Origin of the sequence: Flavobacterium sp. 38-13 (assembly GCF_001899155.1) — a bacterium.
In the GTDB taxonomy this organism is placed as follows: domain Bacteria; phylum Bacteroidota; class Bacteroidia; order Flavobacteriales; family Flavobacteriaceae; genus Flavobacterium; species Flavobacterium lindanitolerans.
The window spans coordinates 71798-95071 of sequence record NZ_MKVG01000002.1; the positions used below are offsets into that span (position 1 = coordinate 71798).

Annotated in this window: 24 protein-coding genes; 13 read left to right on the forward strand and 11 right to left on the reverse strand. The window is 36.8% G+C overall.

Annotated features, from left to right (window positions below):
• Position 1 precedes the first annotated feature (1 nt).
• The 9 genes from BGO88_RS00330 to BGO88_RS00370 all read left to right on the forward strand — a co-directional run bounded on the left by BGO88_RS00330 (position 2) and on the right by BGO88_RS00370 (position 9092).
• Positions 2–1330: a 4Fe-4S dicluster domain-containing protein gene (locus BGO88_RS00330; RefSeq protein WP_286705552.1), complete on the forward strand. Its 1329-nt coding sequence runs from the start codon at positions 2–4 to the stop codon at positions 1328–1330.
• A 46-nt stretch (positions 1331–1376) separates the two neighbouring features.
• Positions 1377–1823, forward strand: a complete 447-nt coding sequence (locus BGO88_RS00335; RefSeq protein ID WP_056073381.1) for an LNS2 domain-containing protein — start codon at positions 1377–1379, stop codon at positions 1821–1823.
• A gap of 37 nt (positions 1824–1860) precedes the next feature.
• Positions 1861–2652: a (Fe-S)-binding protein gene (locus BGO88_RS00340; protein WP_056073383.1), complete on the forward strand. Its 792-nt coding sequence runs from the start codon at positions 1861–1863 to the stop codon at positions 2650–2652.
• A gap of 31 nt (positions 2653–2683) precedes the next feature.
• Positions 2684–3292, forward strand: coding sequence for a hypothetical protein (locus tag BGO88_RS00345; RefSeq protein WP_286705553.1), 609 nt, complete (start codon positions 2684–2686; stop codon positions 3290–3292).
• Between the two features lie 5 nt (positions 3293–3297).
• Positions 3298–3780 carry a hypothetical protein gene (locus BGO88_RS00350; RefSeq protein ID WP_056073387.1) on the forward strand — a complete coding sequence of 161 codons (483 nt, stop codon included), beginning with the start codon at positions 3298–3300 and terminating at the stop codon, positions 3778–3780.
• 16 nt (positions 3781–3796) lie between these two features.
• Positions 3797–6706, forward strand: coding sequence for a serine hydrolase domain-containing protein (locus tag BGO88_RS00355; RefSeq protein WP_286705554.1), 2910 nt, complete (start codon positions 3797–3799; stop codon positions 6704–6706).
• Positions 6707–6731: 25 nt separating this feature from the next.
• On the forward strand, positions 6732–7187 hold the full coding sequence (locus BGO88_RS00360; protein WP_101472635.1) for a DUF1801 domain-containing protein: 456 nt from the start codon (positions 6732–6734) through the stop codon (positions 7185–7187).
• Between the two features lie 319 nt (positions 7188–7506).
• Positions 7507–8637, forward strand: a complete 1131-nt coding sequence (gene bshA / locus BGO88_RS00365) for an N-acetyl-alpha-D-glucosaminyl L-malate synthase BshA (RefSeq protein ID WP_286705555.1) — start codon at positions 7507–7509, stop codon at positions 8635–8637.
• Between the two features lie 2 nt (positions 8638–8639).
• Positions 8640–9092 carry a protease complex subunit PrcB family protein gene (locus BGO88_RS00370; RefSeq protein ID WP_273238414.1) on the forward strand — a complete coding sequence of 151 codons (453 nt, stop codon included), beginning with the start codon at positions 8640–8642 and terminating at the stop codon, positions 9090–9092.
• Positions 9093–9142: 50 nt separating this feature from the next.
• On the opposite strand, the gene BGO88_RS00375 is transcribed toward BGO88_RS00370, so the two are convergent.
• Positions 9143–9631 carry a hypothetical protein gene (locus BGO88_RS00375; RefSeq protein ID WP_056073402.1) on the reverse strand — a complete coding sequence of 163 codons (489 nt, stop codon included), beginning with the start codon at positions 9629–9631 and terminating at the stop codon, positions 9143–9145.
• Between the two features lie 141 nt (positions 9632–9772).
• Positions 9773–10597: a UDP-2,3-diacylglucosamine diphosphatase gene (locus tag BGO88_RS00380; RefSeq protein WP_286705556.1), complete on the reverse strand. Its 825-nt coding sequence runs from the start codon at positions 10595–10597 to the stop codon at positions 9773–9775.
• Between the two features lie 140 nt (positions 10598–10737).
• On the opposite strand from BGO88_RS00380, the gene aroC reads away from it, so the two are divergent.
• The 3 genes from aroC (at position 10738) to BGO88_RS00395 (ending at position 14570) form a co-directional block, all read left to right on the forward strand.
• Complete coding sequence (gene aroC, locus BGO88_RS00385; protein WP_286705557.1) at positions 10738–11796, forward strand: chorismate synthase; 1059 nt, start codon at positions 10738–10740, stop codon at positions 11794–11796.
• Between the two features lie 181 nt (positions 11797–11977).
• Positions 11978–13546: a T9SS-dependent choice-of-anchor J family protein gene (locus BGO88_RS00390; protein ID WP_286705558.1), complete on the forward strand. Its 1569-nt coding sequence runs from the start codon at positions 11978–11980 to the stop codon at positions 13544–13546.
• A 358-nt stretch (positions 13547–13904) separates the two neighbouring features.
• A complete protein-coding gene (locus tag BGO88_RS00395; RefSeq protein WP_286705559.1) occupies positions 13905–14570 on the forward strand; it encodes a T9SS type A sorting domain-containing protein in 666 nt (221 codons plus the stop codon).
• Positions 14571–14622: 52 nt separating this feature from the next.
• Here the strand turns inward: BGO88_RS00395 and BGO88_RS00400 are convergent, their stop codons facing one another.
• Entirely contained in the window at positions 14623–15033 is a 411-nt protein-coding gene (locus BGO88_RS00400) for a thiol-disulfide oxidoreductase DCC family protein (RefSeq protein ID WP_180326450.1), read from the reverse strand.
• A 12-nt stretch (positions 15034–15045) separates the two neighbouring features.
• Complete coding sequence (locus BGO88_RS00405) at positions 15046–17217, reverse strand: endonuclease MutS2 (RefSeq protein ID WP_286705560.1); 2172 nt, start codon at positions 17215–17217, stop codon at positions 15046–15048.
• Positions 17218–17656: 439 nt separating this feature from the next.
• Here BGO88_RS00405 and BGO88_RS00410 point away from each other — a divergent pair, with 439 nt between their 5' ends.
• Positions 17657–18322: a uracil-DNA glycosylase gene (locus BGO88_RS00410; protein WP_286705561.1), complete on the forward strand. Its 666-nt coding sequence runs from the start codon at positions 17657–17659 to the stop codon at positions 18320–18322.
• Positions 18323–18328: 6 nt separating this feature from the next.
• Here BGO88_RS00410 and BGO88_RS00415 read toward each other — a convergent pair whose 3' ends face one another.
• From BGO88_RS00415 to BGO88_RS00445, 7 genes are all read right to left on the reverse strand, one after another.
• Positions 18329–18901 (reverse strand): hypothetical protein, encoded by a 573-nt coding sequence (locus BGO88_RS00415; RefSeq protein ID WP_056073424.1) that lies wholly within the window; start codon positions 18899–18901, stop codon positions 18329–18331.
• A 10-nt stretch (positions 18902–18911) separates the two neighbouring features.
• Entirely contained in the window at positions 18912–19484 is a 573-nt protein-coding gene (locus BGO88_RS00420; protein ID WP_286705562.1) for a DUF3575 domain-containing protein, read from the reverse strand.
• 137 nt (positions 19485–19621) lie between these two features.
• Entirely contained in the window at positions 19622–20557 is a 936-nt protein-coding gene (locus BGO88_RS00425; RefSeq protein WP_101472626.1) for a transglutaminase-like domain-containing protein, read from the reverse strand.
• Between the two features lie 28 nt (positions 20558–20585).
• Positions 20586–21434: a substrate-binding domain-containing protein gene (locus BGO88_RS00430; RefSeq protein ID WP_286705563.1), complete on the reverse strand. Its 849-nt coding sequence runs from the start codon at positions 21432–21434 to the stop codon at positions 20586–20588.
• Positions 21431–21889 (reverse strand): DinB family protein, encoded by a 459-nt coding sequence (locus BGO88_RS00435; RefSeq protein WP_286705564.1) that lies wholly within the window; start codon positions 21887–21889, stop codon positions 21431–21433. Before BGO88_RS00435 ends, BGO88_RS00430 begins: the two co-directional genes overlap by 4 nt.
• Positions 21889–22761, reverse strand: a complete 873-nt coding sequence (locus tag BGO88_RS00440) for a nucleoside phosphorylase (RefSeq protein WP_056073433.1) — start codon at positions 22759–22761, stop codon at positions 21889–21891. The genes BGO88_RS00435 and BGO88_RS00440 overlap by 1 nt, the downstream gene beginning before the upstream one ends.
• Before the next feature lie 84 nt (positions 22762–22845).
• Complete coding sequence (locus BGO88_RS00445; RefSeq protein ID WP_273237075.1) at positions 22846–23178, reverse strand: translation initiation factor; 333 nt, start codon at positions 23176–23178, stop codon at positions 22846–22848.
• Positions 23179–23274 lie beyond the last annotated feature (96 nt).

The following is a 23274-nucleotide window of genomic DNA, read 5'->3' on the forward strand; positions in this document are numbered from 1 at the left end:
AATGGGCTATATCGATAATATATTATTTGCGGTTTTACTGGCTGTTGGTTTTGGATTTTTCATATCAAACGTAAAAAAACTTATCCGTAACATCAAGCTGGGGCAAGATGTTGATCGTTCAGATAATAAAGGTGAACGATGGGCCAATATGGCCAGGGTGGCTTTAGGGCAGTCCAAAATGGTCAAACGCCCAATAGCTGCAATACTTCATATAATCGTTTATGTCGGGTTCATTATCATCAATATAGAACTTTTGGAAATTATTATTGATGGACTTTTCGGAACGCATAGAGTTTTTGCTTTTATGGGTACCGCTTATAATGTATTGATAGGGGCTTTTGAAATACTGGCTATTTTAGTTTTGGTTGCCGTAATTACTTTTTTGGTAAGAAGGAACATTATCAAACTTAAGCGATTTATCCATAACGATTTGAAAGGTTGGCCAAAAAGCGATGCCAATTATATCCTTTATTTTGAAATCGTATTGATGGCTCTTTTCTTATTGATGAATGCCGCTGATTTTACATTACAACAAAGAGGAGCGCCTCATTTTATTCAGGCTGGGTCGTTTCCTGTCAGCCAGTTTGTAGCACCTGTATTCAATAGCATAAGCACAGAAACGCTTCTTATCTTGGAAAGAGTTTTCTGGTGGATGCACATTGCGGGTATCTTAATCTTCATGAACTACCTTTATTTTTCAAAGCACCTTCATATTCTTTTGGCTTTCCCAAATACTTATTTTGCAGATTTGAATCCGCTGGGGAAATTTGACAATCTGGAATCGGTAACTAAGGAAGTTAAATTGATGATGGACCCAAACGCAGACCCGTTTGCTGCTCCGGCAGCCGATGCTGACGCAGCTCCTGCAAAATTTGGAGCAAGCGATGTTCAAGATTTAAACTGGGTGCAACTCCTAAATGCCTATACCTGTACGGAATGTGGTCGTTGTACTTCTTCCTGTCCGGCAAATATTACAGGCAAAAAGCTGTCACCTAGAAAAATCATGATGGACACGCGTGACAGATTGGAAGAAGTTGGAAAGAATATCGATGCCAATAAAGGAGTTTTTGTGGCAGACAATAAAACATTACTGAACGATTATATTACTCCGGAAGAACTTTGGGCATGTACGAGCTGTAATGCTTGTGTTGAAGAATGTCCGGTTAATATCAGCCCGTTATCCATCATTATGGATATGCGACGTTATCTGGTAATGGAACAAAGTGCGGCTCCAATGTCATTAAATGCTATGATGACCAATGTCGAAAACAATGGAGCTCCGTGGCAGTACAGTCAGCAGGACAGGCTGAACTGGAAAAATGAAAATTGATAGGTAAAAAATTTGAATAATCTTCCATGAATTAACTAGGATTGCAATGAAGACAGAAGATATTGATAAAAACCTGGTATCGGCTACCGAAAACGGAGAGCAGATTAGCCCGATATTGCCGGAAGGAATTAAAAACTACCTTATTGACATTGACGGGACAATTTGTGATGATATTCCAAACGAACAACCCGAAAGAATGTTAACGGCAGCCGTCTATCCTGACGCACTAGCTACATTGAACAGATGGTATGACGAAGGACATATCATTTTCTTTTTTACCTCAAGAACCGAAGCCCATCGTGAGATTACGGAACAATGGTTAAAAATTCACGGATTTAAATATCATGGAATGGTTATGGGGAAACCGCGTGGTGGAAACTACCATTGGATTGACAATCATTTGGTAAAGGCAACCCGCTACCGTGGAAAATTTACAGACCTTGTTGAGAAGGAAGTAACCATACAGGTTTTTGATGACGGAAAACACGAATAACAGGGTAGAATTAGCCCACAACGAAACAATATAAAATATGTCAGAAGTTTTATCAGTGCCTACAATGGCCGAAATGTTAGCTCAGGGAAAACAACCGGAAGTACTCTTTTGGGTAGGTTGTGCCGGAAGCTTTGACGATAGAGCAAAAAAAATAACCAAAGCTTTTGTCAGGATTCTGAACAGGGCAGGTGTTTCGTTTGCAGTACTTGGTACGGAAGAAAGCTGTACAGGTGACCCTGCAAAAAGAGCCGGAAACGAATTTTTGTTCCAGATGCAGGCCATGATGAACATTGAAGTACTGAATGCTTATGAGGCAAAAAAGATAGTAACGGCTTGCCCGCATTGTTTCAATACGTTAAAGAATGAATATCCGGAATTGGGCGGCACTTATGAAGTTGTACACCATACCCAGTTCTTAAAATCTCTTTTGGATGAAGGCAGACTTACTATTGAAGGTGGTCAGTTCAAAGGAAAAAGAATTACTTTCCATGACCCTTGCTATCTTGGTAGGGCTAATAAAATTTATGAAGCACCAAGAGAACTAATCCAAAAGCTGGATGTTGAGCTTGTCGAAATGAAACGCTCAAGAGCAAACGGACTATGTTGTGGTGCCGGTGGCGCGCAAATGTTCAAAGATGCAGAACCTGGAAATAAAGAAGTAAATATAGAGCGTACAGAAGATGCTCTGGAAACAGCTCCTCAGATTATTGCTGCAGGTTGTCCGTTTTGCAATACAATGCTTACCGACGGTGTAAAAAACAAAGAGAAAGAAGCCGAAATAAAAGTGATGGATGTTGCAGAATTGATAGCAAATGCCAGAGACCTGTAAGAAGCTATAAACTGAAGAAATTAATTCCCTCATGAAAAAATCATTATTTGTATTTGTACTGTCATTATTCTGTTTGAACGCTAAAAGCCAGGATATTCTTGATGTGATAACAAAAGAAGTTTGTTCCTGTGCTAACGAAAAAAAGGATATGCTGAAAGATGCAGCTTCGGAAAAGGTACAAATGCAATTAGGACTGTGTATTATTTCAAGTTTTTCCAGCCATGAAAAGGAAGTAACTGCCAAATACGGCAATGTTATGGAAGCAGAAGGAGCTATGGAAAAATTAGGGGGTGATGTGGGGATTAAAATGGCAAGTGTTTGTCCGGATGTATTGATGATGTTTGCCGATATGGAATCGGAATCCGGAGAAGAAATAGAAGAAATACCGGCTCTTACCCTTGAAGGAAAGATTATAGAAATAAAACCGGAGCAATTCCTTACCGTAATTGTTAAGGATAATTCTGGCAGGAACCATACTTTTTTGGTATTGACATTCTTTGAAGACTCTAATCTCTTCATAGAAAATAAACTCAAGAAAAATGACAAAGTTTCCGTACAATACTGGGAACAAGAATTTTATGATGCAAAAGCCAAGGATTTCAGATACTACAAAGTAATCCAGGGCATTAAAAAAATATAACAACCATGTACATTCCTTTTGAAAATATGCCAGATGAATCAAGAATCTGGATATACCAATCCAATAGAAAATTCACAGATGATGAAATGGCTGAAATTGAATCAGACCTTAAAGCATTTGTTGAAAATTGGGCGGCCCACGGAACGGGTCTTGAAGCATCTTATTTGCTGCAATACAACAGATTTATCATTTTAGCCGTAAATCAGGAAGTGCAATCTGCAACAGGTTGTTCTATAGATAGTTCCGTACAGTTTATACAGGAACTGGAGAAAAAATACAATGTCGATTTATTGGACAAGATGAATGTTACATTCAAACTTGGTGAACACATTGCCCACAAACCATTAATCGAATTTAAAAAAATGGCCAAGGAAAAGGCCGTTTCTGCAAACACAATTGTTTTCAATAATCTCGTTAACACTATTGGAGAATGGCACGAATATTGGGAAGTACCAGCACGTGAAAGCTGGCATAGCCGTTTTTTCTAAACCAAATTTTACTTGAATGAGATATTTTGTTATAGCACTACTGTTCATCAGTCAGATTGCCTTTTCGCAGCTTCGTGAGCCTAAATTAGTTTTAGATAGAACCAAAGAAACAATCTGGGTCGACAGCATCTATAATAAAATGACATTGCAGGAAAGAATAGGGCAGCTTTTTATGGTTGCCGCCTATTCCAATAAAGACAGTGTGCATTTTAATACTATTGACAAACTTATAAGGGAACAACATATTGGAGGAGTAATTTTCTTTCAGGGTGGACCTGTACGTCAGGCAAGACTAACCAATCGTTTCCAATCAAAATCAAAAGTACCTCTTTTTATTGGAATTGATGCAGAATGGGGATTGGCAATGCGCTTGGATTCGGTCATCCGCTATCCGTGGAACATGACGCTTGGAGCTATTCAGGATATGAAACTGATTGAAAAAGTAGGTGAAAAATACGGACAGCAGAGCAGAAGAATGGGCGTTCAGTTCAATTTTGCGCCGGTTTTGGATATTAATACCAATCCTAAAAATCCGATTATTGGTAACCGTTCCTTCGGTGAAGACAAGATGAATGTAACCGAAAGAGCATTGGCTTTGATGAAAGGAATTCAAAACCAGGGTGTTTTTGCAACAGGAAAACACTTTCCGGGACATGGTGATACGGAAACCGATTCGCACCATACGCTACCAATGCTGAATTTTACCAAACAGCGAATTAACGATATTGAATTTTATCCATATAAAAAATTGTTCCGTGAAGGCCTTGCCAGCGTTATGGTGGCACACCTGAACGTTCCAAGTCTTGAACCGAAAGAAAATTACCCAACATCACTTTCTTATAATGTAGTAACTAATGTTCTGCAGAATGAGCTTCATTTCAAAGGGCTTATTTTTACTGATGCCTTGAATATGAAAGGAGCAACAAATTTTAAGCAACCGGGAGATATTGACCTGGAAGCTTTTAAGGCGGGAAATGATATTTTGCTTTTTGCCGAGAACGTTCCTTTAGCTTTAGAGAAAATTTGTGTAGCTATTCAGGATACTGTCATTTCTGAAAAAAGACTGGAGCAATCAGTAAAAAAAATATTGAGGTATAAATATCTTGCCGGATTGAATAATTACAAACCGGTTGAGATTCCATATATCTATGATGACCTGAATAATGCTGATGCTCAAGCCTTGCAATATCAATTGTATGAAAATGCGGTAACCGTTTTAAAGAACGAAAATGAAATTCTGCCAATTAAAGATGTAGCTAATGAAAAGATTGCCTATGTAAAACTGGGTGACGATACGAATACTTCTTTCCTGAATACATTAAGGCAGTACACTGAAGTAACCGAAGTTTCCAATGACAGTTTGCATCTGCTGATTGATGACCTGAAAAAATATACAACGGTCATAATTGGATATCATAAAGCGGATGGAGCCTGGAAAAAACATGATTTTACGGTAGACGAATTGGTCAAAATCCAGGAAATAGCAAAGAATAATAAGGTTATCCTTGATATTTTTACAAAACCTTATTCTCTTATACCTATCAATTCATTCAGCGATATTGAAGGATTGGTAGTTTCTTATCAGAATAGCGATGTCGCACAGAATGTTTCGGGTCAGCTTATTTTTGGAGCAATCGATGCAAAAGGAAAGTTGCCGGTTTCCATAGGAACGACCTTTAAGGTTAACGACGGTTTAAAAACAAAAAAACTCAATCGTCTTGGATTTACGGCTGCAGAAAATGTCGGGATGAGTTCAAAAGCACTGGCGAGAATTGACCTTATTGCTAATAATGCCATCGAAAGGCAAATGACACCGGGAATTCAGGTATTGGTAGCAAGAAAAGGAAAAGTCGTTTTCCAGAAATCCTATGGCTACCACGATTATAAAAATGAAGTAAAAGTCAAAAATTCGGATATATACGATGTGGCCTCCCTAACAAAAATTGTGTCTACATTACCGGATGTGATGCAACTTTACGACCAGAAAAAATTTACTCTTGATACCAGACTGGGAACGATGCTTCCTGCTTTTGAAAATACGGATAAAAAGAATATCACATTTAAGGAATTGCTATCGCATTATGCAAGACTCCAGCCGTGGATTCCGTTCTATCAGGCTACGCTAAATGCAGATAAAAAACCTAGCGATAAGTATTATAAAAATACATTGACGCCTGAATTTTCATTACAGGTAGCAGAAAATCTGTTCCTAAGAAATGATTATAAGGATACTATCATTAAGAAAATTGCCGAGAGTAAGTTATTGCCAAAAAAAGAATACAAATACAGCGACTTTACTTTTATAATTCTGAAAGAGTATCTTGAAAAAGAAACCGGAAAGAAACTGGATGTACTATCTGAAGAGAATTTTTATAAGAAGTTAGGCGCGAATAGTACGACCTATAATCCGTTGAGAAAATTCGACATGAGTGTTATACCACCTACAGAAGAAGATAAATATTTCAGATATCAGACCATTCAGGGTTATGTGCATGATATGGCGGCAGCCATGCAGGATGGAGTGGGCGGCCATGCAGGTGTTTTTTCCAATTCAATAGATTTGGCTAAAATTATGCAGATGTATCTCCAAAAAGGAAATTATGGCGGCATACAGTTTTTTAGTCCAGCTACTTTTGATACTTTTAATACTTGCTATTTTTGTAAAGAAGGAAACAGAAGAGCTTTAGGCTTTGATAAGCCTCAATTGCCAGGTACATCAGGTCCAACATGTGGCTGTACTTCTAAATCAAGCTTTGGACATACAGGATTTACCGGAACGATGGCCTGGGCTGACCCGGAAGAAGAGCTTATTTATATTTTCCTTTCCAACAGAACCTATCCGGATTCCAATGCACCGAATACCTTGTCAAAAGAAAATGTACGCGAGAATATTCAGAAAGTAATTTATGATGCAATAGAAAATTAGGAGCCTAAACAATTAAAACAACATCATGCAGTCAACGGCTAAAAACCCACAAGAATATTTAGATAGTCTTCCTGAAGAAAGGAAAGAAGCTATGAACAAATTAAGAAATAGTATTCTGGAACAGCTTCCCAAAGGTTTTGAAGAGAATATAAACTATGGCATGCTTTGTTATTGTGTACCATTTTCATTATATCCTGGTGGCTACCATTGCAACCCTGAAATTCCATTGCCTTTTTTAAGCCTTGCTTCGCAGAAAAACTTTATAGCATTATATCATATGGGAATTTATGCCGACCCAAAATTGTTGGATTGGTTTGTAAATGAATATCCAAAACATTCTAAACTTAAACTTGATATGGGAAAAAGCTGCATCCGTTTTAAAAAAATGGACCAGATTCCTTATGAGCTGCTAGGGGAACTGTTTGGAAAAATATCACCTGAAAAATGGATTGAGATGTACGAAGGAGCATTTAGAAAATAAAGACTACATAAATAAAAAGCCAATCTTGTTAGAGATTGGCTTTTTTCGTTAAAACTAAAACAAACCTTGCCTTAAAAGATATGTCCGGTATCTTTTTTCAGCCAGATATACATTACATTAATGAGATGCTGAGGATTCAAATAGGTTGCGTATCATTTTACCAAAAAGATATATTTAACCCAATTTTTATAATAAATTAAAGAGGGATTTCTATAAAAACAGACCACTTATACTAAAGATTGCATAAGCGTTAATTTTAATGGAAATTCAGTTTTGCCTTACTTTTTTGAGTATTTTCGTTACTCATTTAGGAGTAATTATGAAAATTGCAATTGTTTGCTATCCAACCTTTGGCGGTAGCGGCGTAGTCGCCACAGAATTAGGTCTTGAACTGGCCAGAAGAGGACACGAGATACATTTTATCACCTATAGCCAACCCGTGAGATTGGCACTTCTTAATCCGAATATCCACTACCACGAAGTCAACGTTCCGGAATATCCGCTATTTCATTTCCAACCTTATGAATTGGCTCTTTCCAGTAAGTTGGTTGATATGGTAAAACTTCATAAAATAGAGCTGCTCCATGTTCATTATGCCATTCCTCATGCTTATGCAGGATATATGGCTAAACAGATGTTGAAACATGAAGGAATCAGAATACCAATGGTGACAACACTTCACGGAACAGACATTACGTTGGTAGGAAGCCATCCTTTTTATAAACCTGCCGTGACTTTCAGTATTAACAAGTCTGATATAGTTACCTCGGTTTCGCAGAGTCTGAAAGACGAGACATACAAACTTTTTGATATTAAAAAAGACATCGAAGTCATTCCGAATTTTATAGAAATCAACAAACCGCGACTTGATGAAAATGCACCTTGTCAAAGAGCTTTGATGGCTTCAAAAGAGGAAAGAATCATAACACATATCAGTAATTTCAGAGCGATTAAGAGAATTCCTGATGTCGTAAAAGTTTTTGATAAAATTCAAAAGAAAATACCGGCCAAACTGATGATGGTAGGTGAAGGTCCGGAAAAGGAAAAAGCAGAAATTCTTTGTGAAGAGTTAGGAATCAGCGACAAGGTAATCTTCTTCGGAAACAGTAACGATATTGATAAAATATTATGTTATACGGATTTGTTCCTGCTTCCGTCCGAAACAGAAAGTTTTGGTTTGGCAGCATTGGAGGCAATGGCTTGTGGCGTTCCGGTTATTTCAAGTAATTCTGGCGGACTTCCGGAAGTTAACTTTAACGGAATATCCGGATATCTCAGCGATGTAGGAGATGTTGACGATATGGCAAAAAATGCACTGGCAATTTTGGAAGATGATGAAGAATTGAGTAAATTTAAACAAAATGCCCTGAATGTGGCAAAACAGTTTGATATCTTAAACATCATGCCTTTATATGAAGCCATTTATGAAAAGGCATTAAAAAACAAGTAATTATGAAAAAACTAATCCTGATGCCTTTAGTTTGTCTGCTGTTTTGTTGCGGCAGTACTAAAAAAGCCACTGAACAAAAACCTGAAAATGTGAACAAGAAGCAACAAACAGCCCTATATCAGATTTTAAGTGAATCTGCCTATCAGGGAAAAGAGGTAAAATCGTATGAAGTTATTAAAGATAAGGCTTCGTTAGAAAAACTATATGAGGCTATTAATGATACTCAGGTGCCAAAAGTTGATTTTACAAAAGAAAGAATAGTCGCTTTATTTATGGGACAAAGAAATACGGGCGGTTATGCAATTAAAGTCAAAAATGTGACAGAAAAAGGAGAGAAGATATATGTAGATGTGCAGGAAACCAGTCCCGGTTCCGGTGATATTGTTACCATGGCTTTGACAAATCCTTTTACAATTGTCAAAATCAATTCCACTAAAGAAATCATATTTCAATAAAAAAAACATCCCGAATATTCGGGATGTTTCTTTTATAACTATATCTGTTTTTAGAATGTATAACGGATACCCAATGCGATGTCTGGTCCGAAACTATCATCTCTGAAATCATCGTGGTTGAAATAAAACTCAGGTCTGAAATCTAAAGACAGCATCAAAGGAATATCAAATTTATACTCAATACCTATATCACCGGCAGCAAAAAAGAATGTACCGCTGTCATCAGCTCCTCTGTAGTCATAGCTCCATGTACCAAGACCTCCACCAACACCAGCGTACCAGTTGAAGCCTCCTTCAATGTTCCATACCCATTGGTAAAGACCTGTCAACTTGATAGCATCAACGTGGTTGCTATCTCTCCAGCCTAAGTCTACTTCCAAACGATTGTTGCTTGATAAACCTCTTTGATAAGAAATCTCACCACCAAAACCGTCATTGTCACCAAGACGTAATCCCAATGCATTTTTTGAAATTTCCTGGGCTTGCATACTGAATGCCATTCCCGCTAGCATAAAAGCTGATAAAAATAATTTTTTCATAAAATTTTAATTTAGAGTTTTATACAAGGTAGCAATAATATTGCCAAAAAACGTTAATTTGTGAATAATATAACACAAAAAAGTTTACAAATTTTATAAATTGCTGATAATCAAAGGAAAAATAAGCCCGTTTTTAATGGTTTATTTCATGACAAAAAAGCTTGTCATCAGTTTTTCGCTCAATTTTGTCTCCATTTCGAGATAGTCTTCTTCAATAATTTCCTCATTTTCGGAATGCCGGTATAGTTTCCACCGTTTTTTGTTGTACTCGAGAGCAGTCAGATTTTCTACCCAATCACCGGAATTAAGATATACTGTTTTTCCTTTTTTAGTTGTCTGGTTTAGTATTTTGGGTTCATGAATATGACCGCACACAACATAGTTGTATTTGTTTTCAATAGCCAGGTCTATAGCAGCGGATTCAAAATCTGATATGAATTTAACAGCAGATTTAACTCCTGATTTTATCTTTTTTGAAAAAGAATAGGGCTCTTTGCCCATTTTAGTCAGACACCAGTTAATAAAGCGATTGAGCAGAATCAGATAGTCATAACCAATACCGCCAAGTTTGGCAATCCACTTGGCATGGTGTACAGAAGAATCAAATACGTCACCATGAAAAAACCATGCTTTTTCACCATCCAAATCCAAAACAAGCTTATCAATGATAGAAAAATTGCCCACTTTTGAATCGCTGAATTTACGCAGCATTTCATCATGGTTTCCGGTAATATAATATACCTGGGTGCCTTTTGAAGTGAAATCTAAAATTTTCCGGATTACTTTAAGATGGGATTTTGGAAAGTACGATTTTCGGAACTGCCAGATGTCGATAATATCTCCGTTTAAGATTAAGGTTTTGGGCTTAATAGAGCAAAGATAATTGTGGAGTTCTTTAGCGTGGCAACCAAAAGTACCCAGATGTACATCCGAGATTACTACTAAATCAACAACTCTTTTTTTCAATTTATTGTGCTTTAAAAGTTTAACAAATAAATAAAAGATCCCCGACATATTACTTATGATAATGTTAACATATAGTGATGATATAATTAAGTTCAAGTCTGTCGCATAATCGCTACATTTGCGATAAAACGAAATAAAAAATGTCAGGAAATAGTTTTGGAAATCTGTTCAGGCTTACCACTTTTGGGGAGTCGCATGGAGAGGCCTTAGGAGGAATAATTGATGGTTGTCCGCCGGGAATTACATTAGACATTGAAGCAATTCGCTTTGAAATGTCCAGGAGAAAACCGGGTCAATCCGCTATCGTAACACAACGCAAAGAAGATGACGAAGTGCAATTTCTGTCGGGAATCTTTGAAGGTAAAACAACGGGCACGCCTATTGGCTTTATTATACCCAATACCAATCAGAAGTCTGATGACTATGCCCATATTAAGGAAAGTTACAGGCCAAGCCATGCCGATTACGTCTATGAAAAAAAATACGGTATCAGAGACTACAGAGGTGGTGGAAGAAGCTCGGCCCGGGAAACGGCAAGCAGGGTAGTGGCAGGAGCTATTGCAAAGCAGGTGATTCCATCCATAAAAATCAATGCATTTGTTTCTTCAGTTGGAGATATATTTATTGACAAACCGTACCAGGCATTGGATTTTTCTAAAACGGAAAGCAACCCTGTTCGTTGTCCGGATGAAGCCACTGCCAAAAAAATGGAAGATTATATCAAGGAAATACGAAAACAAGGCGATACTGTTGGAGGAACGATAACCTGTGTTATCCAAAATGTACCGATTGGTTTAGGTGAACCGGTTTTTGATAAGCTTCATGCTGAACTGGGCAAGGCCATGCTTTCAATAAATGCCGTAAAAGGTTTTGAATATGGAAGCGGTTTCTGCGGTGCAAGAATGAAAGGAAGTGAGCATAATGATCTTTATAATCCGGATGGAACTACAAAATCAAACCTTTCAGGCGGTATCCAGGGCGGAATCAGTAACGGAATGGATATTTATTTCAGAGTGGCATTTAAGCCTGTTGCAACCATAATGCAGAAACAGGAGACTTTGGACATCCATGGTAATATTGTAGAAATGCAGGGAAGAGGGAGACATGATCCATGCGTTGTTCCAAGAGCTGTTCCTATTGTTGAGGCTATGGCAGCATTGGTTTTGGCAGATTACTATATTCTTGATAAAAACAATTGAGTTTGTATTAAGCCGTAATTTTAATAAATTAAACATACTAATAGGCAAATAGCTTAAAAAATATAGAATACGGAATTTTAGTTTATAATTTTAATAGAGTCCTTAATTTTTTAACGTAACGTTTTTTTTTATTAATAGATAATACCTTACATTTGCTTCTAATTAAAAAAAACTTTATATTATGAAAAAAATTTTACTTTTATCTCTTACGCTACTTGGATTTAATCAAGCTGCAAAGAGTCAAATTGTTTTCCAAGAAAATTGGGATGGAGCGGGACCTGGGATTGCAGGATGGACGCTTTATAATGTTGACAACAAAACTCCGAATGCTGCTGTAAACTTTGTTAATGCTGCATGGATTTCTACAGGTGAAGAATTTGATAATAAGGTTGCGATGAGTACTTCCTATTACACTCCTGTTGGTGCATCAAATGATTGGTTGGTTTCACCTTCGATTGCTATTCCTGCAGGATCTAGCAGATTATATTGGGATGCGAAAGCCTATGATGCTACTTACAGAGATTCTTACAAGGTTTTTATCTCAACTAGTGGTAATGCAGTAGCAAATTTTACTACTCAGTTATTTGCTCAAGGTGACGGCACAACAGGTGCATCTGGTGAAAATACAGCTTGGACCAGAAGATTTGTTGATTTAACAGCTTATGCTGGTCAAAATGTGTATATTGCTTTCCAGAACTTCTCAAACGATATGTTCCTTCTTGGTATAGATAACATACATGTAGTTAATAATCTTACTTGTGCAGCTCCTGAAAGAGTGATTACAAATGTTATTAATCCTACAAGCGCAACAATAAGCTGGACCGCTGTTGCAGGAGCAACAGGTTATGATATTGCAATAGGTGCTCCGGGATTTATACCAACAGTAACTGGTACATCTGCTACAAATTCATATACAACAACTACACCACTAACACCAAATACAAGATACCAATATTATGTTAGAAATTCATGTGGTAGTGTATGGGTAGGTCCATTTTCTTTTTTCACGCCAATCAGTTTGCCATATACTTATGGTTTTGAAACTCCTGCAGCAAGTGGTGGTTATAATGTAGATGGATGGTCTGGAGCTTTCTCATTAAATAATACCGCTGGAGCTCCTTTTTATGCAGATGGTGTGCAAATGTCGTTCAGTAACTCTTCGACTACAGCAGCAACTAATAGATGGTTATTTTCAAGACCAATTAGTTTAGCAGCTGGTGAACAGGTTACACTTAAATTTTCTACCCGTTCAACAAGTGCTACAATAAATAATACGCTCTTGGCAAAAATTGGAAATGCTCCTACAATTGCTGCTCAGACTACAACTTTATCAACAGTTACAGTGGTAGGTCTTACATTTGTAGAAACAACAGCTACCTATACAGCTCCATCTGCCGGAATATATTATATATCATTTAATCATAACAACCCTGCTACTCCTGCAGGTGGAACGTCAATTGTTTTGGACAAAATTGTTATGACTTCTGTGTTAGGAACTAATGAATTCTCCACTTCTAAATTATCTGTTTATCCAAATCCATCAAATGGTATCGTAAACATTTCTAGCGATTCAAATGTTTTGTTAAATAACGTTTCTATTTCTGATTTGAACGGACGTACTGTTAAATCTGTAGAATTGAACGGAGATTCTTCTGCTCAAGTTAACATTTCTGATTTGTCAGCCGGTGTTTATATGATGAACATTAACTCTGACCAAGGTTCAGTAACTAAAAAGATTATCAAAAACTAATATTAGTTAATAATTTCTTAAAGCCATTAAGTTTTAACTTAATGGCTTTTTTTGTTTGCGGGTAAAAACCTACATTTGCTAGTGAACTAAAACTTTTATAACGAAAAAACAATTACTCTTAGCAGGGCTTTTATTAGGCTCTGTTTTTACAATCAATGCACAAACTACAATTTCTTTTGAAGCATCAGAAGGATATACTGTTGGCAATGTCCATAATCAAAATGGTTGGATAGTAACCGGTGACGGTGAAGGCGGTTTTATTGCTAACCAATCGATTTCAAATGCGCTTGCTACAAATGGTTCACAATCTCTAAAGATAGATGAAGATCCGTCTTTTAGTGGTCAGACAAGTACAATAATGGGGGCTTTTTATAATTTTACCCCTTTAGCTTCTACACATTATTCAGTATCTGCGGATTATTACATTAGCGAATTGGATGCTGCCAATTTTGGGATGCACTTAGTGGGTTCTACATCATTTATTTCAAGATTTGAATTTAACTATGAAGGAGATGCAAGAACAGTTGAAACTGTAGGTACAGGTTTGGCATGGAGTCCAATTGCAGGATTTACATGGGTAGCTAACAGATGGTATAATGTAAAGATTGAAGTAAACGGAACTGAAGTTAAATATTATATAGATAATGTTTTATTACGTACCGGAGCCACAACAATTACAGAATCAGTACAGCAACTAAGATTTGCCCACGATAATTATGGAGGATTCGCTTATGTAGATAATATCGTTATGACGAATTTGGCTTTAGGAGTTGGAGAGCAAGTTGCTTCTAATTTCTCTGTTTATCCTAACCCATCTAATGGTTTGGTAAACATTTCTAACGATTTGAATTCTGTTTTGACTTCAGTTAGCCTTACAGATTTGAACGGACGTACAGTTAAAACTGCTAAATTGAACGGAGATTCTTCTGCTCAGGTTAATATTTCTGATTTGTCAGCCGGTGTTTATATGATGACAATCAATTCTGATCAAGGTTCAGTAACTAAAAAGATTATCAAAAACTAATTAGTTTTTAAGATAAAAATAAAAAGCCAAACTTTAAGTTTGGCTTTTTTTATTATAAGAATTTTGCTTTTAATTCAGGTGTTGGAATCATACAGGCTTCTTTTTTTCCATACCATTTGTATCGGTTCTTGGCGATGTAATCATATACCGTATTGGTTAAAAAGTTAGGGAGTATAGAAAACCAACTAATAGCTGTGTATATACCTCCCAATTCTTTGGCAATTTTTAACGCGGCCTGGGCTTTGTAATAATAAGCTTTGCCAGGTTCATACAATAAAATAGAATCTATTTTTGAAGTATCAATGCCAATATGTTTTATTATTTCCAGACCTATTTCCGATTGCAATGCTACAAACCGAAAAATATCTTTTTTATCATGTTTGATGATAAATTGTATAGAAGAATCACAGAGATTACAGACTCCGTCAAACAAAATGATTTTTTTATCCTGGGGTAAGTTCATTATGCCTAAATTTTATTTTTTTGCTTCTACTAATTCTAAAGTTTCTAAATCCACTTTTGAAGTAAAGATACCATAATTTACCGTAACCTTGTTCTTTTCAATTTTGTCAATAGTTCCGACGGCTTTACCATCTACCAACCTGACACGGTCACCAAGTTTTAAAACAGGTTTTGGTTTATTTGCTTCCTGTTTAATGGCTTTGATTTTCTTCTCTTTTTTCTCTTCGCGAATTTCCTCTACCTTGACGGTAACTTCTTTGATTATCTCTTTCTGAACAATTTCCTTTGCCTTTTTTTCTTTGGCCGTTAATTTTTTTCGCTTGGAATTTTCTATTTCAACCATTTTAAGAAATTCGCCAATAAGTTCTTTTTTATTCTTGTTGTTGAAATATTTTTCAGAAATATCATCCAATTTTTGTCCCATGTAGATTAGGCGTTGGTTCGCATCATACAATTCCTGATACCGTTCCAGTTTATCCTGGATTTTAGAATTGATAGATTCCATTTTTTTACTCTCTTCACGGGCTTTGCTTTCTTCTTCTTTTAAATTCTGTGAGGTTTTTTCAAGTTTCGAACGTTCTTTTTGGAGTGTTGCAATAGTTTTGTCAAAACGAACCTTTCCACCTTCAATTTTTTTCTTGGCACGATTAATCAATCCAAAAGGAATACCGTTTTTCTGTGCTACTTCAAAAGTAAATGAGCTTCCGGCTTGCCCTAAGATTAGTTTGTACATAGGTTCCAGTGACTTTTCATCAAACAGCATATTCGCATTAGAAGCATAAGGCAATTCATTTGCCAGCATCTTCAGATTGGAATAGTGTGTAGTAATGATTCCAAAAGCTTCTCTATGATAAAACTCTTCCAAAAAAGTTTCTGCTAAAGCACCTCCCAATTCAGGGTCTGAACCTGTACCAAATTCATCAATAAGGAAAAGCGTTTTAGCATTGCATTTTTTGAGAAAATAGTTCATGTTTTTTAAACGGTAACTGTAGGTACTTAAATGATTTTCAATAGATTGATTGTCACCAATATCTGTCAATATCCGGTCAAATAAAAATGTCTCACTACGCTCATGTACAGGAATAAGCATTCCGCTTTGCAGCATCAATTGCAATAAACCTACTGTTTTAAGTGAAATGGTTTTTCCTCCGGCATTAGGGCCCGAAATTACAATGATTCTGCTTTCGTTTGTCAGTTCAATTGTTTGAGGGAAGGTCACCTCATTTTTTTTCTTGTTGTTGAGATAAAGAATAGGATGGTACGCCTCTCTGAAATACAATCTCTTTTCATCTGTGATAGAGGGTAAGATACCGTTAATTCTGTTGGCATATTTTGCTTTTCCGGCAATCACATCAATATCGCTCAGGAATTCCTGATAGGTCTTAAGCAGGTCTAAAAACGGACGTATGTCATTTGTGAGCTGCTTTAAAATTCGTGTAATTTCTTCTTTTTCCTCATATTCCAGATTGCTCAGTTCTCTTGAAAAACGTAAAGTAGCTTCCGGTTCGATATAGGTAATGCTTCCTGTTTTTGAATTTCCTAAAATGGAGCCTTTTACTTTTCGTCTGTACATAGCCAGCACAGCTAATACACGTCTGTTTTCTACAATACTTTCCTTGATGTCGTCTAAATAGCCCAGTCCGTTGTATTGGCTTAATGCCATTCCAAAACTCTGGTTAATCTTACCACGGACCATATTCATATTTCTTCGGATTTCGACAAGAGCAGGTGAGGCATTGTCTTTTATTTCACCATATTTGTCTACAATTTCATCGATTTTCTGTGTGATGAATTTGGTATATTCTACAGCCGAAGATTTCTCACTCAATTTAGGATAATAGTCGTTGAACTTTTTAAGAAAAAGCAACAGTACATTTACGGTATCAGAAATAGCTGCAATTTTTCGAAAACTTCCCACTTCAAGGAAACTGTCTTCTATGGCCAGAAATTTTATTTCATTGCTGATAGTTTCAAATCCGTGATTGGGAATCGCATTATTGTTTGTGAAAGAAGAAACATATTCGGACGTTTGCAGCAAAGCATCCATCAACTCCTTTTTATGTTTGAAAGGCAAAATCTGAAGTGCTTTTTCCTTCCCGATTTCTGTGTTGCAGATTTCTGAAATGACTTGCAGTACGGTGTTGAATTCTAAATCCTGTAATGTCTTATCTGTTATATTGGTCATTTTATTCTATAGCGGTTTTTACGCACAAAAATACAAAAAACTATGCTGACGGGCTTGAGAAGTTTTTTTGCTTTTCTGCTTAAATGAATTATTTTTTAGTTTGTTTTTAATTTAACTTTCCGAAATTTGTATCGGGTTCTAAGGTTCTAAGGTTCTAAGGTTCTAAGGTTCTAAGGTTCTAAGGTTCTAAGGTTCTAAGGTTCTAGGGTTCTAGGGTTCTAAGGTGAAAAGGTGAAAAGGTGATGAAGCGAAATGTAGAAAGCCATAAATTCTTTTTTATAACCAAATCATTTTTTATCGTAAACTACCAACTAAACACTATCCACTATCCACTATCAACTAAACACTATCAACTAAACACTATCCACTAAACACTATCCACTATCAACTATCCACTATCAATTATCCACTATCAATTATCAACTAACATTTAAAAACCATGCAAGTAAAAATACATCCTTCCTGGAAAGCCGTTTTGTCAGAAGAATTCGAAAAGCCTTATTTTCACCATCTGATTGATTTTGTAAAATCAGAATATACTCATCATATCTGTTATCCAAAAGGGAGTCAGATTTTTTCTGCTTTTGACCACTGCCATTTTGATGATGTAAAAGTCGTCATCATAGGGCAAGACCCTTATCACGGACCAAATCAGGCAAACGGATTGTGTTTTTCTGTTAACGACGGAATTCCTTTTCCTCCTTCCTTGTTTAATATTTTCCGTGAAATTGAAACCGATTTGGGTAAGCTCTTACCTCAAACAGGAAATCTGGAGCGTTGGGCAGACCAAGGTGTATTGCTTTTAAATGCTACCTTAACCGTTCGAAAAGGAGAAGCAGGAAGCCATCAAAAAAAAGGCTGGGAGACTTTCACCGATGCTGTTATTCAGAAAGTTTCAAGCGAAAGGGAACAGGTTGTTTTTTTGCTTTGGGGCGGTTTTGCACAAAACAAAAGAGCTCTTATTGATTCTTCCAAACACCTGATTCTTACTTCTGGCCATCCTTCACCTTTAAGTGCCAACAGGGGGCTTTGGTTTGGGAACAAGCATTTTAGCAAGACTAATGAGTACCTTAAATCTCTCGGAAAAAAAGAAATAGAGTGGTAAGCATTCTTATTGTACCGTAAAATTATAATATCCTGCTGTCAGATTGTTTGCGGTTGTCTGTATCGTAAGGAAAGTGTCTTCCGAATTATTATTGTTTGATGACAATTCGAGTCGCGATACTTCTGAAAGTCCAAAAACAAGTCTGTATTCACCGGTTTCTGATAATGGAATTCCGGCTCTGAATTTATAATTTTGAGAAACAGGCTCATAAATACTTTCTGCAATCACATAAAAATCAGCAACTGCATCACCCTGGTCCTTAATTATACTACGGATATCAATGGCTGTCCAGGTGTTGGTTCCGGTCTTTTTTTCCAGTCCATAAGCAAAACTAAATGAGGCTCCTCCTGTTGTTTTAAAAATATCTAATGGGGTAGTCTGGTTTGGTTCAGGCTGGTATCTTGAAAAATTTGTATTCAGCCACAAAACATCGCCCACTGTATAATTGTTTTGATGTTCAATTGTTATCAGATTTGGAATAGAAGTATATTTTGAATTGTAAAACTCATCATCGTCGCCACAGCCTGTAACTGCTGCCAATCCGATTATTGCTAAAAGTAATATCTTTATTGTTTTCATAGTAATTTTATTAAAATCTGTAGCCAAAATTTAATCCTACACGAGGAACAACTTCCGGACTTTTGTCCGTATTGAAAAGGTTTTTTCCTGCTCCCAGAAATAATTCAAGACCAAATTTTTCCTGTATATACAGTTTATAACCCAGGGCACCACCAATGGCTACGTCGGTGTAATTGTCTTTGAAGGTGTCGTAATAACCGTTTCCGGAGTCATCTACAAAACGTTGTAATTCTCTGTATTTCCCACCGTTTGCAGAAAGAAATATTTCAGCAAAATAGAAACTTTTCTGACTATGGGATAAGGAATAACGTACAAAAGGATTGACTTCATACTTAGGAAGTGTACGGTCATAACCTTTATCAAAATCTTCCTTAGCATCTTTACTGTCCTGAAAGCTACCGCTAATGCCAACTGAAAAGTTCTCGTTTAGAAAACGCTCATAGCTGATATGGACTTTTGAAAATGCTATAACAGATAGTACGTCAAATTTTATTTCATTTTGTTTCCTTGCAAAGATAGTAGAGCTTTCCTGTGCATTTGAAAACTGGAAAGCGAGCAGTGCTGCGAAAAGCCATTTTTTCATAGTTGTCTTTTTGTAAACTGTTGTAAATATAGAAAAAGATTGTTTTATTTTTAGATAAACAGAAGGTAGATAAAAGATGATAGATAATAGACGATTGGGCTATCCGATATCAGAAATCTGAAATCTGAAATCAAAAATTAATTCAAGGTCAACGCTCCCAGAATTTCTTCAGACATGAACGGACCTCCCGGATAAGTGGCTGTATAATCCAGATTAAGCCAGATTTGACCGCGTTCGTCAATGTGATAATGAATTTCTTTTCCTTTACTTTCTTCTTTGAATAATACTTCTTTGATAAGGTAGTTGATTGCTTCCAAATCGGCTTTTTTGTTTCCAATAAGAACCTCCGGATAAATATGACCGCCGGTATGGATAAGTCTTGGTGTTCCGCCAACAGCGCGAACGCAGGCAGCCATGAGGATGGCGTGGTCATCACAATCACCAGAAAAATGAATCAGCGATTCAGTAGCCCTGGCAATGTATTCCTTTCCTTTTGGGTCACTCACATAGTTCCAGCGACGCTGTATTTCCTTAAATACGGCAAAGCTTTGGATTTGTCGTCGGTATTCGCTATATCCTTTAACGTTTCTGAAATATTTGGTTGTTGCAAGCAATGCAAAATTCCTGACTTTTGGGTTGTCATATTCGATGGCATTCAGAATTTTTGACTTGTTTGGGAAAGGCAAAAGCTTTGAAATAATAATATCCTGTGGATTGGGATTTTCTGACATGCTGTAAACCATTGAACGATAATCTTCAAAGACACTATTAAAGCCATAATTGCCGAACAGGCTTCCGTAAATTAATGCAATCAGATACAGCGCTATACAGAGAATAATGATGGTTTTCATTAATCTGAGAACCAATTGTATAATAACGACTACAAGTATAAAAAGGAGTATTCTGTCAATATGGAAATACCAGTTTGGGTCGATAATATTCTGATGGATAATGATAAACACAGGAATAGCTATCAATATATTCAATAGGAAAATAATGATACTGTCCCAAGGTTTTTTGACCTGAAGTTTCTCTTTGATTTTTTTGAAGTCTATGTTACCTTGTTTCTCCATAGTAACCCAAAGGCCAACTTAATCCTGATTAGATTTGTGCTATATCTGCAAAAGTACCTTTTTTATCAATAATAGATAGTTCCAACAGTTGATTTTGAACATTGTTTAACGTTTTGTCATCCAAGGTTTTTTGTGACCATTCTGTCAGAGAGAGCCATTCCTGTATATCCTCAATTTTTTGATTGTAGCGTGATGATAAGGTTTTGTCAATACTTGGAATGTCCTTGAATTCTTCTGTTGTTTGATTAATGATTTCCAATATGGTTTTGATGGTTTCCGGCTGTGTTTCCAGTATTTCATTTCGCACGGCAATCACAAAACAGGGCCACGGAGTAGGGCAGTCGGCAATTCTTCTAAATATTCCTTTGTCAACCAAAGGCTTTGTCATAAATCGTTCCCACATAAAATAATCGGCTGTTCCGGCAGTTAATGCTTCTACGGCACCATCAATAGTATTTACGATTTCAAACTGTAAATTTTCTGTTTTCCATCCTTGATTGTGTGCATTGACATAAGCCATAAGTTGAGAACCTGAACCAATTCGGCTAATGGCAGCCTTTGTTCCTTTCAGGTCGGAAAGCGTCTTGTAGTGTGAAGCAGCACCGACATGAATTCCCCAAATCAGAGGCGATTGGACATAGACTTGCACAATTTTGCTTGGATTACCCGAGACAATATCTTTAATGATGCCTTCGGTCAGAATTACGGCAATATCGGTTTCGCCATTGCGAAGCATCTGGCATAACTTTCCTGTTCCTTCAGGAACATCAGTCCATTTCAGGTCAATATCATGTGCTTCAAATTCTCCATTTTCTATGCAAAGATGCCATGGTAGGTTAAAATGTTCCGGTACCCCGGCTATTTTTATCGTTTTCATGTTGAATAACGGTTATTTTGTATTTGTTTTATATGATGCTCTAAATGGGCAACATAATCGCTCATTAAAAAACGCAGGTTAATGATGGATTTGTCATTCAGTTCAATTTCATAATGCAATGCTTCACTGTCAACCGATTTGAAAATCCTGAGTATTTGCTTGTTCAGTGAAAGCCAGAGCAGGATTAACTCATTACTGTCGGCTGACTGGTATTGGCAAATACTGACCAGGTCTTCCTGATTGTATGTTCTGTATTGATAAGGTTTTGGGGCATAATGTATTTCAGTAAACCGAACCAGATTGTGAACCGCTGAATCAATCAAATGGCCTAATATTTCCTTTTTAGACCATTTGCTTTCAGGTTTGAATTCTAAAACGTCCTTGTCGGTATTCTTAAAGTAATCAAGATTTCCGACCAGCAGTTCTTCGAATTTAAGAATTACTTCCTGCAACATTAGGAGTTGTTTGCCAATTTGTCTAACGTATATGCAATTAATTCGTCTACAGCCTTGTATGGGTCTTCACTAAAAGTACCACTTGCACGGTTGGCAATGATGGCATTTAACGATAAAGCATTATGTCCGAGCAGTGCCGACAGGCCATAAATAGCAGCCGTTTCCATTTCAAGGTTAGTAATCCTGTTGTCGTTGAAATTGAAATTGTCCATTTTGTTGTTCAATTCCGGGTCCTGTATTTCAAGACGGAGAACTCTGCCTTGAGGACCATAGAATCCACCGGCTGTTGCAGTAATTCCTTTGAAAATTCTGTCACTTTCAATTAGTTTTTCCAGTTTTTCACTGCATCGTACCACATATGGTTTTCCTTTTCGGATATCCCAGTTGGTATGAAGCAGGAAGGCTTCACCTAAAGCTTCCTCGGTAATCCGGTCAATTTTGTAGGAACGGAGCATATTGTCCAATCCTAATCCATATTTAGACATAACGAAGCTGTCTACCGGAATATCTTTCTGCAATGAGCCCGATGTTCCTATTCGTATGATGTTTAGTGAAGTCAGTTCTTCTTTTGGCTGACGGGTTTCCAGGTTGATGTTGACAAGCGCATCCAGTTCGTTAACTACGATGTCAATATTGTCAGGACCGATTCCGGTTGACATTACTGTTATTCTTTTTCCTTTAAAGATACCTGTCTGGGTTTTAAATTCTCTTTTTTGTGTTGAAAATTCTATGGAATCAAAAAACTGTGTAATTTTTTCAACGCGATTCTGGTCGCCAACGAAAATAATGTCATTGGCAATGTGTTCTGGTTTTAAATTCAGGTGATAGACGCTACCGTCAGGGTTTAATATTAATTCTGAAGATTGTATCATTTTTTTGAGTTTCTAAGTTTTATAGTGGCTAAGCCGCTGAGTGAAAAAGCCAGTTGTTAAATTGTTTTATTTGTAGGAGTGGGGTTATCCGCCAACACGTTTTACCTTAAAGCCTTTTTCTTTAAGGATGGTCATTATTTTGTCACGGTAATCTCCCTGAATGATAATTGAGTCGTCTTTGAATGTACCGCCTACGCTTAATTTTGTTTTTAATTCTTTCGCCAGAATTTTGAAATCGTCATCCGAACCGGTATAACCTTCGATGATGGTAGTGGGTTTTCCTTTTCGTTTTTCGAATTTGCAAATCATTGGCTCGGCCTGGATCCAAAGTTCTTTTGGTTCGCTTTCAGTTTCTTCGATTTCTTCAGACGGTTGGTGGTCTGGGAATAGTTTTTTTAATTGGTCATGTAAATCCATAACTGTGTTTATTGAACGCGGATAAAGGCGGATGACGCTGATATTCGCGGATTTTATTTTTTATAATTTCGTAAACTCGGCGCATGAATTGGCTCT

Excerpts from the sequence above, each read along its gene's own strand:
- BGO88_RS00355 (WP_286705554.1), top strand. The coding sequence starts at position 3,797 with ATGAGATATTTTGTTATAGCACTACTGTTCATCAGTCAGATTGCCTTT.
- BGO88_RS00440 (WP_056073433.1), bottom strand. The coding sequence starts at position 22,761 with ATGATACAATCTTCAGAATTAATATTAAACCCTGACGGTAGCGTCTAT.
- BGO88_RS00410 (WP_286705561.1), top strand. The coding sequence starts at position 17,657 with ATGCAAGTAAAAATACATCCTTCCTGGAAAGCCGTTTTGTCAGAAGAA.
- BGO88_RS00330 (WP_286705552.1), top strand. The coding sequence starts at position 2 with ATGGGCTATATCGATAATATATTATTTGCGGTTTTACTGGCTGTTGGT.
- BGO88_RS00425 (WP_101472626.1), bottom strand. The coding sequence starts at position 20,557 with ATGGAGAAACAAGGTAACATAGACTTCAAAAAAATCAAAGAGAAACTT.
- BGO88_RS00395 (WP_286705559.1), top strand. The coding sequence starts at position 13,905 with ATGGGGGCTTTTTATAATTTTACCCCTTTAGCTTCTACACATTATTCA.
- BGO88_RS00335 (WP_056073381.1), top strand. The coding sequence starts at position 1,377 with ATGAAGACAGAAGATATTGATAAAAACCTGGTATCGGCTACCGAAAAC.
- BGO88_RS00420 (WP_286705562.1), bottom strand. The coding sequence starts at position 19,484 with ATGAAAAAATGGCTTTTCGCAGCACTGCTCGCTTTCCAGTTTTCAAAT.
- BGO88_RS00350 (WP_056073387.1), top strand. The coding sequence starts at position 3,298 with ATGTACATTCCTTTTGAAAATATGCCAGATGAATCAAGAATCTGGATA.
- BGO88_RS00375 (WP_056073402.1), bottom strand. The coding sequence starts at position 9,631 with ATGAAAAAATTATTTTTATCAGCTTTTATGCTAGCGGGAATGGCATTC.
- BGO88_RS00340 (WP_056073383.1), top strand. The coding sequence starts at position 1,861 with ATGTCAGAAGTTTTATCAGTGCCTACAATGGCCGAAATGTTAGCTCAG.
- BGO88_RS00435 (WP_286705564.1), bottom strand. The coding sequence starts at position 21,889 with ATGTTGCAGGAAGTAATTCTTAAATTCGAAGAACTGCTGGTCGGAAAT.
- bshA (WP_286705555.1), top strand. The coding sequence starts at position 7,507 with ATGAAAATTGCAATTGTTTGCTATCCAACCTTTGGCGGTAGCGGCGTA.
- BGO88_RS00390 (WP_286705558.1), top strand. The coding sequence starts at position 11,978 with ATGAAAAAAATTTTACTTTTATCTCTTACGCTACTTGGATTTAATCAA.
- BGO88_RS00345 (WP_286705553.1), top strand. The coding sequence starts at position 2,684 with ATGAAAAAATCATTATTTGTATTTGTACTGTCATTATTCTGTTTGAAC.
- BGO88_RS00415 (WP_056073424.1), bottom strand. The coding sequence starts at position 18,901 with ATGAAAACAATAAAGATATTACTTTTAGCAATAATCGGATTGGCAGCA.
- BGO88_RS00360 (WP_101472635.1), top strand. The coding sequence starts at position 6,732 with ATGCAGTCAACGGCTAAAAACCCACAAGAATATTTAGATAGTCTTCCT.
- aroC (WP_286705557.1), top strand. The coding sequence starts at position 10,738 with ATGTCAGGAAATAGTTTTGGAAATCTGTTCAGGCTTACCACTTTTGGG.
- BGO88_RS00370 (WP_273238414.1), top strand. The coding sequence starts at position 8,640 with ATGAAAAAACTAATCCTGATGCCTTTAGTTTGTCTGCTGTTTTGTTGC.
- BGO88_RS00430 (WP_286705563.1), bottom strand. The coding sequence starts at position 21,434 with ATGAAAACGATAAAAATAGCCGGGGTACCGGAACATTTTAACCTACCA.
- BGO88_RS00400 (WP_180326450.1), bottom strand. The coding sequence starts at position 15,033 with ATGAACTTACCCCAGGATAAAAAAATCATTTTGTTTGACGGAGTCTGT.
- BGO88_RS00445 (WP_273237075.1), bottom strand. The coding sequence starts at position 23,178 with ATGGATTTACATGACCAATTAAAAAAACTATTCCCAGACCACCAACCG.
- BGO88_RS00405 (WP_286705560.1), bottom strand. The coding sequence starts at position 17,217 with ATGACCAATATAACAGATAAGACATTACAGGATTTAGAATTCAACACC.